At 63.9% G+C, this 13,902-nt stretch carries 14 protein-coding genes and 1 tRNA gene; 5 read left to right on the top strand and 10 right to left on the bottom strand.

Going from position 1 to position 13,902, the window contains the following annotated elements; translation table 11 throughout:
* Positions 1-1,227 (bottom strand): cytochrome P450 (locus tag NP3_RS42670; protein ID WP_063047386.1); only part of this gene is annotated, 1,227 nt, incomplete at its 3' end.
* Positions 1,228-1,419: 192 nt separating this feature from the next.
* Positions 1,420-2,256, bottom strand: coding sequence for an MmyB family transcriptional regulator (locus tag NP3_RS42665; RefSeq protein ID WP_157124923.1), 837 nt, complete (start codon positions 2,254-2,256; stop codon positions 1,420-1,422).
* Between the two features lie 726 nt (positions 2,257-2,982).
* Here NP3_RS42665 and NP3_RS42660 point away from each other — a divergent pair.
* The 3 genes from NP3_RS42660 (at position 2,983) to NP3_RS50985 (ending at position 6,160) form a co-directional block, all read left to right on the top strand.
* Positions 2,983-3,732 carry an MmyB family transcriptional regulator gene (locus NP3_RS42660; protein WP_169814679.1) on the top strand — a complete coding sequence of 250 codons (750 nt, stop codon included), beginning with the start codon at positions 2,983-2,985 and terminating at the stop codon, positions 3,730-3,732.
* 640 nt (positions 3,733-4,372) lie between these two features.
* Positions 4,373-4,576, top strand: coding sequence for a helix-turn-helix domain-containing protein (locus tag NP3_RS42655; protein ID WP_063047383.1), 204 nt, complete (start codon positions 4,373-4,375; stop codon positions 4,574-4,576).
* A 225-nt stretch (positions 4,577-4,801) separates the two neighbouring features.
* The gene (locus NP3_RS50985; protein WP_063825062.1) at positions 4,802-6,160 is read left to right on the top strand and encodes a site-specific integrase; all 1,359 of its coding nucleotides are present in this window, start codon (positions 4,802-4,804) and stop codon (positions 6,158-6,160) included.
* Positions 6,161-6,272: 112 nt separating this feature from the next.
* Here NP3_RS50985 and NP3_RS42645 read toward each other — a convergent pair.
* Together NP3_RS42645 and NP3_RS42640 are read right to left on the bottom strand one after the other, a co-directional pair.
* Positions 6,273-6,346, bottom strand: a tRNA-Pro gene (locus NP3_RS42645).
* A gap of 93 nt (positions 6,347-6,439) precedes the next feature.
* Positions 6,440-7,192 carry an acyl-[acyl-carrier-protein] thioesterase gene (locus NP3_RS42640; protein WP_063047382.1) on the bottom strand — a complete coding sequence of 251 codons (753 nt, stop codon included), beginning with the start codon at positions 7,190-7,192 and terminating at the stop codon, positions 6,440-6,442.
* A gap of 124 nt (positions 7,193-7,316) precedes the next feature.
* Between NP3_RS42640 and NP3_RS42635 the strand changes: the two genes are divergently transcribed.
* On the top strand, positions 7,317-7,847 hold the full coding sequence (locus tag NP3_RS42635; RefSeq protein ID WP_063047381.1) for a hypothetical protein: 531 nt from the start codon (positions 7,317-7,319) through the stop codon (positions 7,845-7,847).
* On the opposite strand, the gene NP3_RS42630 is transcribed toward NP3_RS42635, so the two are convergent.
* The 3 genes from NP3_RS42630 to NP3_RS42620 all read right to left on the bottom strand — a co-directional run bounded on the left by NP3_RS42630 (position 7,844) and on the right by NP3_RS42620 (position 10,188).
* Entirely contained in the window at positions 7,844-8,845 is a 1,002-nt protein-coding gene (locus NP3_RS42630) for an LLM class flavin-dependent oxidoreductase (protein ID WP_063047380.1), read from the bottom strand. The two genes, NP3_RS42635 and NP3_RS42630, sit on opposite strands and share 4 nt — an antisense overlap.
* Before the next feature lie 17 nt (positions 8,846-8,862).
* Positions 8,863-9,156: an ArsR/SmtB family transcription factor gene (locus NP3_RS42625; protein WP_245721355.1), complete on the bottom strand. Its 294-nt coding sequence runs from the start codon at positions 9,154-9,156 to the stop codon at positions 8,863-8,865.
* A 78-nt stretch (positions 9,157-9,234) separates the two neighbouring features.
* A complete protein-coding gene (locus tag NP3_RS42620; protein ID WP_063047378.1) occupies positions 9,235-10,188 on the bottom strand; it encodes an Lrp/AsnC family transcriptional regulator in 954 nt (317 codons plus the stop codon).
* A gap of 81 nt (positions 10,189-10,269) precedes the next feature.
* Between NP3_RS42620 and NP3_RS42615 the strand changes: the two genes are divergently transcribed.
* Entirely contained in the window at positions 10,270-11,094 is an 825-nt protein-coding gene (locus NP3_RS42615) for an SDR family oxidoreductase (protein ID WP_063047377.1), read from the top strand.
* Positions 11,095-11,148: 54 nt separating this feature from the next.
* On the opposite strand, the gene der is transcribed toward NP3_RS42615, so the two are convergent.
* From der to NP3_RS42600, 3 genes are all read right to left on the bottom strand, one after another.
* Positions 11,149-12,564, bottom strand: a complete 1,416-nt coding sequence (gene der, locus NP3_RS42610; protein WP_063047376.1) for a ribosome biogenesis GTPase Der — start codon at positions 12,562-12,564, stop codon at positions 11,149-11,151.
* Positions 12,561-13,271: a (d)CMP kinase gene (cmk, locus tag NP3_RS42605; RefSeq protein WP_063047387.1), complete on the bottom strand. Its 711-nt coding sequence runs from the start codon at positions 13,269-13,271 to the stop codon at positions 12,561-12,563. Before cmk ends, der begins: the two co-directional genes overlap by 4 nt.
* Before the next feature lie 32 nt (positions 13,272-13,303).
* Positions 13,304-13,902, bottom strand: a 599-nt coding sequence (locus tag NP3_RS42600) for a pseudouridine synthase (RefSeq protein ID WP_063047375.1), incomplete at its 5' end; no start/stop codon positions are given.

Genomic DNA, 13,902 nt, shown 5'->3' with positions numbered 1-13,902 from the left:
TGCGAGCGCGGCCTCGATCAACCCGAACTGCTCGCCGATGCATCGGCGAGCACCGAGACCGAACGGGATGAACGTCTTGCGGTGGTGATGCGGTGTGGTGTCAATCCAACGGTCGGGGCGGAACGCGACCGGATCCTCATGTATCTGTTCGCTGCGATGAATGACGTACGGGCTCACCGCGATCTTCGTCCCGGACGGGAGCAGGATGTCGCCCAATTCGGTATCCGCCGTGACCTGTCGAGTCAGCACCCAGGTCGGCGGGTACAGCCGAAGGGTTTCGGTGATGATCCTGTTGGTGACCGGGAGCGAGGGAAGGTCCTCGCGCGTCGCTGTGCGCCCACCCAGGACCGAGTCGACCTCCTCGTGTAACTGCCGCTGCACCTCGGGGTGCCGGTCGAGCAGATACAACGCCCAGGTGAGGCATCCAGCGGTGGTCTCGGCGCCGCCCAAGAAAAACGTGAAGACTTGGTCGACCAGCTCGGAGTCGGTGAACGGTGCTCCGTCCTGTTCATCGCAGGCTTCCAGCAATGCCGACAACAGATCGCCGCGGTCCTTTTGATCGCCGCGTCGTTCCGCAATGACCGATGCGGCGAGTTGCCGTACGCGCCGGGTGGTGGCGGCGTAGCGCCGATTGTCGGGGGTGGGTAGGCGATTGATTATGGCTGGCAGTGCTGTGCGCCGGAGAAGTCCGTGGGCGATCGCGCTCAGATCGGAGCCGAATTGGCGAATTTGGTTGTCGGACAGCGACGTTGAGAACATGGTCAAGGTCGCAACCCGGAAGGTCATGGCCGACAAATCGACGCCCAGGTCGATTACCTTGCCGTCGTGCCATCCCTGCACCGTCGTCTCGATCGACCTGGTCATGCTCTCGACATACGACGGGAGCCGGTCGGAGCGGAACGCGGGCTGGCAAAGGCGACGCTGTCGACGGTGCTTATCGTGTGGACAGCTGCCGAGTCCATCGCCAGCGATCTCGCGGGCCCGAGCATAGAAGGGCCCTCCCTTGTCGTAGACCTTGTCGGCTACGAAGACTTGCGATGTCAGGTCCGGATCGGAGACGAAAACGACAGTGTCTGTTCCGAGCTGGATGCGGCACATCGGACCGTGCTCGGGCAGTGAGGAGAGGAGTCCGAGGGGGTTTCGCATCAGCTTCACACCATGTCCGATCAACGGCAGACCACCCGGAGCGAGCGGGATGCGGTCGAGGTCTGACTTTTCCACGTTCATGGGGTCCCCCTTCATCAGCTGACTACTCCCCACGTGAGCGCAGCAGTGCATTCGCCAGCGAGCAGATCAATCGTTCAGGATGTTACCAACATTCGGATGTTCATAACATCTCAAATGATGTTGGTTGCTTGGACGGTGAGCGTCATGCGTTGTGCCGCTGCTCGTGTCGCCCACCGCCCGTTTAGTGCCCGATCAGGACAGCGGTGGACCGGCATATGGACGGCGAATTGCCTGGTGGATACGGACGTCGCGGGTGTCTGGGAGTTCACTGACCTGAATACTGGCCGAGTATGGCTCCTGAGTAGCCGGATCGATCATGTGACATAGGTCGTCTGGTTCACGGCCATAGGCGACGTGGATTCCGTCCTGCCATCGACGATTGAACTCCACGCTGGTGCGGAGTCTGTCCAGCAGGTCGACGGCCTGAGGAGAATCTCGGTAGCGACCGAGCCCCGCGCGGATCATTGCCATGTCGCAGGTCGCCTCGTACTCCCATTGCAGCGCAAACTGTTTGGCGGGCGACTCGGCGGCATCCGGGCGGAAATGCCACAGCGCGATATTGTTGTCTGCGGCATCGAGGTCTGGTAGGGACTGGTAGAAGGACTCGTTGCCCACAAGGACATTCCACAGGGGGTCTGTATAAACGCAAATGACATCGACCCGGTCGAAGAACTTCAGTGCGGCAAGGCGGTCCGGAGTGCTCACGCGTTCGCGCAACTCTGCAATCGGCGTCAGCTCGACGGGCGGCTCGGCTAGTTCCCGAGTGAAGCGGGCTTGCATCTCGTCAAGCCGGTAGCCGACGATGAGCTGGTCCAGCACCCCCCGAAGTGGTATCAGCCCTTCATTCTCGATCTGTTTGATGTAGGAATCGCTGACCCCGGTACGTACCTCGGCGGACTTTCGAGTGTGCTTCCGATGCTCACGCACCTTACGCAACCAGTCACCGAGGTTAGGCATCTCGGCCTTGTCAGATGTCTGGGCGCGGCCACGCCGCTGTGTCAGCGCGCGTCTTGCAGGAGTCGAGCTCACGTTGTCGTCCTCCCCGTCTTGTCATCGCTGCCAGGGACCTTTCCTCACCATTAATGGATGGTGAGGAAACATCACCGCAGACTCCCCCAAGCTGCTTCTGTCCTATCAGACCTAGATCAATCCGGCAAACGCGTAAGGCCCTTCGTACGATTGCGAAAAGGTTGCTTAAGCGGTCGACACTTCGCCTCTTCCAGCGGGTGCGGGATCGAATAGGGTCTCACCGCCGCGCAGCCTGCGGACACCACCTCGGGCGGTCCGTTGTTGCGCCGTGGCCTGATCTTCTTCTCCTGTACCCCGTTTGGTCCCCGATACGCTGGCATGGTCACCGTGGGTGGGGCGTCGGCCGAAAGGCTGCGAAGCAGCCGCGGTCGAGAGTGTCCGATGGACAAGGCTATTGCCAATTGCCCCGATACGTGCTGGTCAGGCTGGTTCACAGTATGGGCAAAGAAATTGGCTGGCAAAAACGTTGTCCCTTGAAAGGGTAGCGCCGCAACCATTTTCGAGGTTTTGATGGCGTATGTGCGACGTCGACCTCGGCGCGTACTGCGTCGGTGCGGCGCGATCCGCGAGGGTTCGTCTCGGGGGTAACTCTTCGCAATATTCGGTCGCAGTCTTACAGCGGAAGACCCAAAGGGAGGGGACGTCTACATGGACGGTCACAATCAAGGACGTGGTCCGGACCGCCGACTACGCCGACGGCGCAGGCCTCGGTCGCAGGTGGCACAGATGCCGGACTTCTTCGAATGGATATGGGAGTTGCGAGAGCGCCTAGTTCTGAGCCGGGACAAAGCCGCTCCGCTCATCGGCATCAGTGCCTCCTACCTCACACAGATCGAAACCAAGCGCTACCCACCCGAACGTGAGGTCGTCGATGGACTCGTTATCGGCTACGAACTCAATGACATGCAGGCTCGACACCTGCGTGAACTATGGGAACCGCCAGTCGATCTCGCACCACTGGACGAGCTCCGAACCCGACTCATCACCTCCGGACAACTCGAGCTACTCAACTTCCACCAACACAACGGCACTCTCGCCGTATACATCGACTACACCTGGCATGTCCTGGCCGCCAACCCGTCCGCGGTGCGCGCCTTTCCGGGACTGAACGCAGTCGGCGGCAACATCCTGAGCTGGTTCTTCACTCCCATCGCGCAAGAAATCATCGTCGGTTGGGAACACGTGGCACCTCATATCGTCGCCACCGCCAAAGCCGTACTCGGCCGACACCGCAACGCCCCCAGAGCACAACACCTACTCCAACAGCTCCGAAAAAGCAGCGACGTCAACCGGCTCTGGCGCGACAACATCGACGTCGCCTACGGCCGGCCCCCAACCGAGTTGTTCCACTGGCGAGACCCCACCACCAGTGAACCGTTTTCCCTCAGCATCCAAACCTCCGATCACTTCGGAACCCAAGACATCTTCCTGTCGTGCGGCTTCCGACGCCCCTACTCCGGACCACCACTTCAGTAGCCCCTGAAACCATTGGGCACGACGATTTTTCAGCCTCCACACGAAGCTTGTTCAACCCGACGAACCAACCGAGCAAGGTCGGTGCAGACGGCCAAACGGCCGGTTGCACCGACCTGCGCCACTGACCAACCCCACCTATCTGACTGTGCCTCGAAGCCGTACGGCATGTCGCACACGAACACGCCGATGCACACCTCCAACACCGCACAACCGGCCCCCGCCGACCCGAGCCCTACCACGCCCCCTTCGCGCGGTCAGCTCTTATCCCGGCGATCGCCCCGCCCATAAGCAGCCAGCTCAGACCAACACTGCGGCAACAGAATCGGAACATATCGGAACTGAGGCTGGTGAATTCGTGTCCAGGGCCGACCTATCACGTTGACAATGCGTCGCCGGGAAGAGGATCGGATCGGGCCATGCCTCCGCGTCGACGACGGACAGATCTCCGCTCGGGGCTGACACTCCAGTAGCTGCTGGCGCAAATCAACAGGGCAGCAATAAGGCTGAAACTTCAACCGATTGCGACAGACTGGCGCATCCGACTCGAATCCTGTTCTATTGCAACAAGGGATGACTCACGGATCGGCCTGTGATTCGAGGCCGTAAGTTGAATCGGAAGAATTTTCTCGCTGCTGAGGACATGCTGCAGCGTCTGCTGAACGAGCCGACCGTATCGGTCCCCGATGCGGCCCGGCTTCTCGGTGTCGGCAAGTCCACCGTCTACGCGGCGGTCAAATCAGGTGGGGTGCCAGCTATTCGAGTTGGCAATCGAGTGCGAATCCCGTCGCGATGGGTACGCGAGGTGCTCCAATTGCAGGCTGATCACGGCGACGACACCTCGTAGGATGCCAGCCCGCTGTCCGGATCCTCCAGCCATTCTCGTCGCCCACGGATGGCCTGTCACCTCCAAGAACCCGCACCAATCATCGCCGCCGACACCGTCTCTGAAGCGATGGGCATACATCCGACGCATCCACCGGCATGTGCCCTGAACGACCACTGCCTGGGCAAGCTTCTCACCCGCCCCCGCCCGAAAGTAGAACCGGAATCGACCACCAGGAGTCATGAGATGACGAATAAGCCTGCCCGACGTGCCGAACCGATCAACAAGCACACAGCCAAGAACGGCAAGGTGACCTACTGGTTCCAGGCCGACGTGGGCACCAAGCCAGACGGCAGCCGGGACCGACAGCGGTTCACCTACGACACCCACAGCCAAGCACGGCGCGAATACCGCCGGATCACAACCGAAGTCGCTGCCGGAACCTACGTCAAGCTCCTGGACATCACCGTAGACGAGGCATGCGACCAATGGCTGCACAGCCGACGCGGCATCCGCCGGATCACGATGGAGGGATACCGCAACGATCTCAAACCCGTCCGGCGACGTTTGGGTGGCAAGAAGCTGCGCCAGCTCACCAAGAACGATGGGGACGCACTCGTGGAATGGATGCTGACCAAGGGTCGTGTCGACCCCCGGCACTACCGACCGGACAGCCTGATGGCACAGGTAGCCGAACTCATCGGTCAGCACCCCGAGGGCATCACGGCGGCCAAACTCAAGGCCGCATTCCCGGACAAGGACGTCCACACCTGCCTGTCCGGGCTGATCCGATCCCGACGTGTGACACGCCCCCGACGAGCGGTGTACGTCCTGGCGGACACAACACAGACAGAGAAGGCTCCGGGCGGCGTCAAACCGGTCACGGTGCGGGCTACCTTGACCACCTTCGGCATGGTCGTGCAGTCCTACGTCGATCAGGGAGCCTTGCCGCGCAACGTGATCGCGCTCGTGGAGCGACCCACCGACGATTTCAGCGATGAGGACGAGGAACAGTCGAAGTCATGGACCGTAGCGGAGGTCGCAACCTTCCGCGAATCGGTACGCGGGGAACGGCTGTACGCCTGCTGGCTGTTGTCCTGCTATGGGGCACGGCGCTCCGAAGTCCTCGCCATGCGATGGACACGCTTCGACGAATCCGCGCTACGGGTGCGCCGGGGCCGTGTCGCCATCGGCAAGGAAACCGAAGAAAACTTACCGAAATCCCGGCGCGGCAGACGCGACCTTCCACCACCCCCCGATCTGGCGCAGGCACTCAACAAGCTGAAGGAGCTCCAGAAAGCCGAGTGTGCAGCGCTCGGCATCCCGTGGTCGGATGATCGGCTGATCGCGGTGGATGAAACGGGAGAGCCGATCCGACCGCGCCACTATTCCGATACGTTTCAGCGGCTCAGGGAACGCGCCGGGCTTCGTCGCATCCCGCTCAAGGGGCTGCGGAATACGAGCGTAAGCCTGATGCTGGCGCTGCGCATTCCGGTCCACGTCGTCGCGGCCTGGCACGGCCACGACCCCGCGGTCTCACTGAGTATCTACAGCGACGCTCAGCCAGAGGACCTGCGCGCGGCGGGCGCCGCCCTGTTCCGGTGACTTGAAAGCCCGCTCCCGCACGTTGGCAAGTTCTTGGCAAGATCACTTGCTCGAGAACTCCCCCGGAGAACGACAAAACCCCTCCGACCAAGGTCAGAGGGGCTTTTTACTGTCGGGCTGACAGGATTTGAACCTGCGACCACCTGACCCCCAGTCAGGTGCGCTACCAAGCTGCGCCACAGCCCGTTGCGCCTAGTGTTCGGGCGCTCGGAAAGATTACCTCAGGGGGCGCCCAGACGCCGAATCGCCTGGTTATCGGTGTGGCGGGTGGGACGGGAGTCAGCGTGGGGTGATGCGGGCGGTGGCTCGGGGGTCGTCGGCTACGGCGAACCAGGCGTCGAGGGTGTTGCAGGTGCGGCGACCGATTACGCGGACCTGCTCGCCTGCTGTCAGCGGTTTGGTGTATTCGATGACGGTGCGGTGCGGGCCGGAGGTGAGATCGGTGTGGGTGGCGAGGAGTTCTTCTAGGGCGCTGAGGTAGACCGCGTTGTTGACGTGGTCGAGCCAGTCGAAATCGGCGACGCGCAGGGGGAAGGGCAATTCCTGGACGTCGGGGCCGGTGGGTAGTGGGTCGGTGAGTGCGGCTTTCCAGCGCAGGCGGTGTTCGGTGGTGCTGGCGAGCATGGGTGCCATGAAGCGGTCGCTCATGCGCGCCGGGACGCCGGACTCGGTGCCGAAATGGATGAGGAATCCTTCGGTTTCGACCAGACCGCCGTTGCTGCCGCAGATCTGCACGCGCATATTGCACCAGCGGTTCGACAGGGCCGAGCACCAGCGCCGCAGGGTGACGTGCTCGCCGAATTCGATGGGCTTGAGGACGTCGATAACGGTGCGGCGGACCACCCAGCCACGGTGGGTGTCACCGTCCTCGACGGCTTCGAGGTGCTCGAAGCCGATGTCCTGCAGGTAGCGGGCGATGGCGTCGAGGCGCAGACGCTGGTCCCGGTCGGTGTCGGCGAGGCGGACCGGCCAGCCGGTTTCGAACGGGGATCCGACGGTAGGGCGTTCCGGCAGCACGCTGGGAATGACCATGTACGGATAATGCCAGGTCCCGCCCCCTTCAGCAGCACCCGCCCCGCTCAGCGTGTCAACCTCCAGCACAGTGCTCCCGCCAGTGGTGATAGGTATTCGCACTCGGTTAAATAACGTTGAAGCTATGAGTCCCCCGGCCACGCCGTGGTCGAACCAGCCCAAGGGCCTCCCGAGCAAGGAGTCCAGCGGCGGCGCGGAGCTGGCCATCGACCCGGTGATTCTCACCGCCATCACCATTCCGTCGACGCGACGTAAGTACTATCCCGACCTCGGCATGCTCATCGGAACCAGTTTCGCGGTCCTGCTGTCTTTGGTGGCCTACCTCTTCGTCGCGTCCATCGGTTCGGCGCCGGATTCGGCACCGGCGGCCAGGTCCGCGGGCACCGATACCACCGCCGCCCCAGCGAATGCGGCCCAGGTCAGTCGCGGGCTGACCATCGGCAAGGTCACTGCCAACGACGGCAAAACGCTTGCGGTGCAAGGGATATTGGGTGCCACTACGAACGTTCGTGTCAGCACCGATACCCGGGTACTTGTCCTCACCGGCAATCGCGTGTCGGATGTGACGGTCGGTGCCGCGGTCGTCGTCTACGGCAATAAGGAAGCCGACGGCACGATTACCGCGAACCTGATCGTCGGCGGCTCGGTGAGCTAGGGGGCTACCGGCTCGGTGATGAGACCGCCGGTGAGTTCGACGGACCGGAGTCGGTCATCGATTTCGGTGGAGTGGTGGGCGACGATGAGTTCGTCCGCATCGATGGAGCCCGCGAAATCCGCCAGGTACGAACGGACTTCGGCGGGTGTGCCGACGGCGGTGTATCGGGTCATCGCGCTGAGCTGGCTGCCGTTCGGTGAGGCGAGGAACGCATCGATCTCCTCGTCGGTGAAGTCCGCGCCCGCCGCGCCGCGCCGAATCATGGCTCGCGCGCGAGCACGGTAGGAGATCGTCTTCTGCGCCACTGCCGAATCGTGGTCTTCGGCCGCGAACACATTGACACCGGCCATCACATACGGCTCGGCGAGTTGCTCCGACGGCCGGAAACTTTCGCGATAGACGGCGACCGCCTGGTGCAGCGCGTCCGGCGCGAAGTGGGACGCGAAGGCATACGGCAGGCCGAGCTGCGCGGCGAGCTGCGCACCGAATAGTGACGACCCCAGAATATAAAGCGGCACAATACCTTCCGCTCGCGGCACGGCCTGCACGCCGGGCACTCGCGAGTTGCCCGACAGATAGCCCTGCAGCTCCAGCACATCCTGCGGAAAGGAGTCCGCCGAGGAGGGATTGCGGCGCAGCGCGAACATGGTCTTCTGGTCACTGCCGGGCGCTCGGCCGAGTCCGAGGTCGATCCGCCCGGGGAACAGCGTCTCGAGGGTGCCGAACTGCTCCGCGATCACCAGCGGTGAGTGATTGGGCAGCATGATGCCACCCGCACCGAGCCGAATTGTCTCGGTCTGCGCCGCGACGTGACCGATGAGCACACTGGTGGCGCTGGACGCGATCGAGCGCATGTTGTGGTGTTCGGCGTACCAGACGCGTCGATAGCCGCTGCGTTCGGCGGCCCTGGCCAGCGCGACGCTGTTTTCGAAGCTGTCGCGTGCGGTGCTGCCGGGTGCGACCGACGCCAAGTCGAGGATCGACAGTGCGGTAGGCATAAGACTTCCTTCGTAGCTCAGAGAACGCGGTTCAGTTCTTCGGTGAAGGCCCGGATGCGGGCTTCGTCGCGGCGGTAGTAGGTCCACTGGCCGCGGCGGGTGGCGCTGAGGAATCCCGCGCGCTGCAGGATCGCGAGGTGTGCCGATATGGTCGAGGCCGAGGTCCCCGCCTTCTGCTGGATGAGACCGACGCACACCCCTAGCTCGCCGGTGTCATCGCCCCGCGCTGGGAAGTTCGCGTCCGGATCCTTGAGCCACGCCAGGATGCGCAAGCGGGTCTCATTCGCCAATGCCTTGCACTCGTCGAGCACATCCACCTCCCTTCGGTATTTCGCTAATTAACGAACTTACGCCGGATGCCACGACTCGGCACCGTGACGCAGCACACGTCAGAGGAGCAGGGAGCCCGCGCGTTTGACGGTACGAATGATCGGAGCGGTTTCGAGCGTGGCGATGCCGGGAAGTTCGGCGATGCGCTCGGTGAGGTAGCGACCGAGATCTCGAGGGTCACGGCAGTTGACCGCCGCGACCAGGTTGGTAGCGCCGGTGGTGACAGCGGCGAAGGAGACTTCGCGGTGGCGGGCCAGCGCCTCGCCGACGGCGACGGTAGCGGCCGGTTGGGTGGCGATCCAGAGTCGGGCCTCCGTGCCGAAGCCCAGTGCAGCGGACGGGATGTCGAGCTGGAATTGCAGGATTCCGTTGCGGCGCATGGCTTCCATCCGGCGGCGCACCTTGGTTTCGGACCACCGGGTGGCGGTGGCGAGGTCGGAGCAGGAGGTGCGGCCGTCGTGGTTGAGGACGCGCAGCAGGGACTTATCGCCTTCGTCGAGATGAAGGGGTTCGTCGTCGGGGTCGACTGGGGCGGGCCTGAGGTGGTCGACCTGGTCGGGTGTCAGCGCGGCTGAACCTCGCCAGCCGTCGGGCAGCACGAATCCGCGCAGCAGCAAGTGCGCGGACATGGCCACGATTCGGCTGGTGCGCGGAAGTTTGTGCAGCAGTAGCGCTTCCTGCTCTTCGATACTGCGGGTCTGGACCGTGCAGGAGACCTCGGTGCCAGCGGAGAGAAGATACACGAAGGACGTATCATCGCGTGCTGCAAGGGCTTTCGCGACAGAACCGGCGGCGTCAGGAGTGCAGCGCAATCGGATCGTCCATTGGACGTATCCGAGCCGCTGACCGTTCACCAGTCCGATCACCCTGAGCCCATGCGCATTTCGCAGCTGACGATACCGACGTGCCACGGTGTTCTCGGAGACGTCGAGAACTTCGGCGATGGTTCGGAACGACGCCCGGCCGTCGATCTGCAGCGCATGAACGATCCCCCTTTCGACGGCATCCATCATGAGGCCTCCAAATCTGACGGTTTCCAGCAATATCAGACCTTATTCTGGTTGATATCGCTCCCTCAACGCCAGGATCGGGGCATGAACATCCTCATCCTCGCCGCTACCGGAAACATCGGTAGCCAACTCGTCCGCCAACTGCGCACCGCCGGTCACACTGTGCGGGCAGGCACCCGCAACCCAGCGGTCGGCGGCTTCCCGCCCGACGTGCACGTGGTGCGCGTCGAACTGTCCGAACCCGACACGCTCCTCGCCTGCCTCGACGACATCGACGCTGTCTTCCTGCTGTGGCCGCTGCACACCGGCGCACAACTACCCAAGGCACTCGATCTCATCGCCGAGCGCGCCCGGCGCATCGTATTTCTCGGTACCGGCGGCATCCCGGACCTCAGCTTCGAGGATCAGGAGAAGCTGGTGCACGGCCGCGGAATCGAATCGGTGGTGCTGCGCCCGAGCACCTTCGCCGTCAATACCCTCTGGTGGGCCGATGAGATCCGAACCGGCGATATCGTGCACGGCAGCCACGGGCACCTGCCGATGAGCCTGATCCACGAGTCAGATATCGCGGCCGTCGCGGCCCGGACACTCACCGAAAACACCCATGCCGGAGCCACTTACACGCTGACCGGACCGGAGGTACTCACTCGGGCGGAGCAGGTCCGGATCATCGGCGAAACACTCGAGCGCCCCTTGCGCTGGTCCGAACTCACCCGCGACCAGGCCAGACAGCGCCTACTCGAGGACGACACGTTTCCCGACTCCTTCGTCGACGTCCTCCTCGACGGCTACACCGAGATGCTTGCCGCGCCCCGCCCCGAAATCACCTCTACCGTCGCCGATATCACCGGTCGCCCGGCACGTTCCCTCGCCGACTGGGTATCCGACCATCTCGCCGACTTCCGCTGACCCGCATATGAGAACGAACGCCGTTGCTCAGCAACGGCGTTCGTTCCGAAGGGCCTACTTCCGGCGTTCCCGCTTTTCGCGCACACGTACCGAAATACGAACCGGAGAACCATCGAAGCCGAACTCCTCGCGCAGCCTGCGCTCCAGGAACCGGCGGTAGCCCGCCTCCAAGAACCCCGTCGTGAAGAGCACGAAGGTCGGCGGCCGGGTCGTTGCCTGGGTGGCGAACAGGACGCGCGGCAACCGGCCACCGCGCATCGGCGGCGGTGTCGCCGCGATGACTTCCTTGAGCCAGGTGTTCAGCCGACCGGTCGGGATTCGCTTATCCCAGGATTCAAGTGCGGTTTCCATTGCGGGAACAAGCTTTTGGACGGCGCGACCGGTGTGCGCGGAGATATTGACGCGTTGCGCCCACGGCACGCGGACCAGATCCCGGTCGACTTCCTTGTCGAGCTGCAGGCGACGGTCCTCGTCGACCAGATCCCATTTGTTGAAGGCCAGCACGAGCGCGCGACCGGAGTCGGCGACCATGCTGATCACCCGCAGGTCCTGCTCGGTGATCGGCTCGGAGGCGTCGATCAGCATGATCGCGACCTCGGAGGCCTCCAACGCCGCCTTCGTGCGCAGCGAAGCGTAGAACTCCATGCCGCTGGCATGGGAGACCTTGCGACGCAGACCGGCGGTATCGACGAATTTCCAGATCCTGCCGCCCAATTCGACCAGCGAATCGACCGGGTCGACGGTCGTGCCCGCGACATCGTGCACGACCGAACGCTCGTCACCGGAGAGTTTGTTGAGCAAGCTGGACTTGCCGACGTTGGGCTTGCCGACCAGCGAGACCCGGCGCGGACCGGTGCCGCCGGTGCCCTCACGCGGGGTCTCCGGGAGTACTTCCAGGACATCGTCGAGCAGATCACCGGTGCCGCGGCCGTGCGCGGCGCTGACCATGCGCGGCTCACCGAGACCGAGCGACCACAGCGCGGCGGCCTCGGCCTCGACGCGCTCGTCGTCGACCTTGTTGGCGACCAGGATCACCGGAATCTTGGAGCGGCGCAGCTTCTTCACCGCGGCCTCGTCCGTAGCCGTCGCACCGACGACGGCATCGACCACCAGCAGGATCGCATCGGCGGTCTCCATGGCCAGTTCGGCCTGGCGGGCGACCGACTGCTGCAGGCCCTTGGCATCGGGCTCCCAGCCACCGGTGTCCTGCACCAGGAAACGGCGACCCGCCCAGTTCGCCTCATAGGAGATGCGGTCGCGGGTCACGCCGGGAATGTCCTCGACGACGGCTTCACGACGGCCGAGGATGCGGTTCACCAGGGTCGATTTACCGACATTCGGGCGGCCGACGACCGCCACCGTCGGCATCGCGAGGTGTTCGTCCTCGCCGAACTCACCGTCGAGATCGGCTATCTCCCAATCGGTTTCGTCGCTCCAGACGCCATCTCCCGCGAGAACGTCTTCGCTCACTGTGTCCTGCCTGTCCGGCCGATCGAAACCTGCCGCACCACAACGCGATACAGCTCGTCGATGACCTCATCCATATTCAGTTCGCTGGTGTCGACCTGCGCCGCGTCATCGGCCGGACGCAGTGGGGACACCGTGCGAGTGGAGTCGAGGGTGTCGCGACGCTGCACGTCGGCGAGTACGCCCTCGTAGTCGTCGCCGCGGCCTTCGGCGATGTTCTGCTGGTTACGCCGCTGCGCGCGGGCCTCGGCGGAGGCGGTGAGGTAGATCTTGGCGTCGGCCTCCGGCAGCACGACGGTACCGATATCGCGCCCCTCGACCACGATTCGCTGTGCGGCGGAAGCGATTTCACGCTGCAGCGCGACGAGCAGTTCGCGTACCTCGGCGACGGCGGACACCGCGGACACCGCCCTGGTGACGGCATTGCCGCGGATCTCCGAGGAGACGTCCTCACCGTCGAGCAGGATCAGCTCACGGCTGGGATCGGTACCGATGGTCAGCGGCAGTTCCTTGACCGCGGCACCGATGGCTGCCGAATCGGTCAACTCGACACCGGCACGCAGCACCCGCAGCGTGGCGACGCGGTACATCGCGCCGGTATCGAGGTAGCTGGCGTCGAGCCGGGTTGCCAGTCGCCGCGACACACTGGACTTGCCCGTGCCCGAAGGCCCGTCCATGGCGACGACCAGCGGCGTGGTGCCTTCAACCATCGCAGGGACCTCCACGGGAATCTCTACACCGTTCACAACGACACCGCCTCGTAAAGTTTGCCGACTTCATCGCGGCCGATCACGCGCAGCGTGCCGGGCCGTTGGTCGCCGAGTGCGACCGGACCGATATTGGTGCGCACCAACCGCGTCACCGGATGACCGACCGCGTCGAGCAGCCGACGCACGATGTGCTTGCGCCCTTCGTGCAACACGATCTTGACCAGCGAACGTCCCTCGCCCAGCTCGAGCACCTGGAACCGGTCCACCTTGGCCGGACCGTCTTCGAGCTCGACACCGTCGCGCAGGCGCTTGCCGACCGACTTGTTGACCTCACCGTTCACCGTCGCCAGATAGGTCTTCGGGACCTGGAACGACGGGTGCATGAGCCGGTGCGCGAGATCGCCGTCATTGGTGAGCAGCAACAGCCCCTCGGTGTCGGCATCAAGCCTGCCGACGTGGAACAGGCGCTGACCGGCGGCGATGCGTTCGGCGACGATATCGCCGACGCACGGGCGGCCAAGATCGTCGGACATGGTGGACTGCCAGCCCTTGGGCTTGTTCAGCGCGATATGGACCAGTTCCTCACGCACCATCACGCGGGTGCCGTCGACGCGGACCACGGCATGCTGCG

The organism is Nocardia pseudovaccinii NBRC 100343 (assembly GCF_001613225.1).
Taxonomy (GTDB): domain Bacteria; phylum Actinomycetota; class Actinomycetes; order Mycobacteriales; family Mycobacteriaceae; genus Nocardia; species Nocardia pseudovaccinii.
This window is presented reverse-complemented; position numbering and strand designations above follow the sequence as displayed.

Bases quoted from the DNA above. Each gene is read 5' to 3' on its own strand.
- NP3_RS42660 (WP_169814679.1), top strand. From the start codon at position 2,983: ATGCCGGACTTCTTCGAATGGATATGGGAGTTGCGAGAGCGCCTAGTT.
- NP3_RS42655 (WP_063047383.1), top strand. From the start codon at position 4,373: ATGCTGCAGCGTCTGCTGAACGAGCCGACCGTATCGGTCCCCGATGCG.
- NP3_RS50985 (WP_063825062.1), top strand. From the start codon at position 4,802: ATGACGAATAAGCCTGCCCGACGTGCCGAACCGATCAACAAGCACACA.
- NP3_RS42640 (WP_063047382.1), bottom strand. From the start codon at position 7,192: ATGGTCATTCCCAGCGTGCTGCCGGAACGCCCTACCGTCGGATCCCCG.
- NP3_RS42635 (WP_063047381.1), top strand. From the start codon at position 7,317: ATGAGTCCCCCGGCCACGCCGTGGTCGAACCAGCCCAAGGGCCTCCCG.
- NP3_RS42630 (WP_063047380.1), bottom strand. From the start codon at position 8,845: ATGCCTACCGCACTGTCGATCCTCGACTTGGCGTCGGTCGCACCCGGC.
- NP3_RS42620 (WP_063047378.1), bottom strand. From the start codon at position 10,188: ATGATGGATGCCGTCGAAAGGGGGATCGTTCATGCGCTGCAGATCGAC.
- NP3_RS42615 (WP_063047377.1), top strand. From the start codon at position 10,270: ATGAACATCCTCATCCTCGCCGCTACCGGAAACATCGGTAGCCAACTC.
- cmk (WP_063047387.1), bottom strand. From the start codon at position 13,271: ATGGTTGAAGGCACCACGCCGCTGGTCGTCGCCATGGACGGGCCTTCG.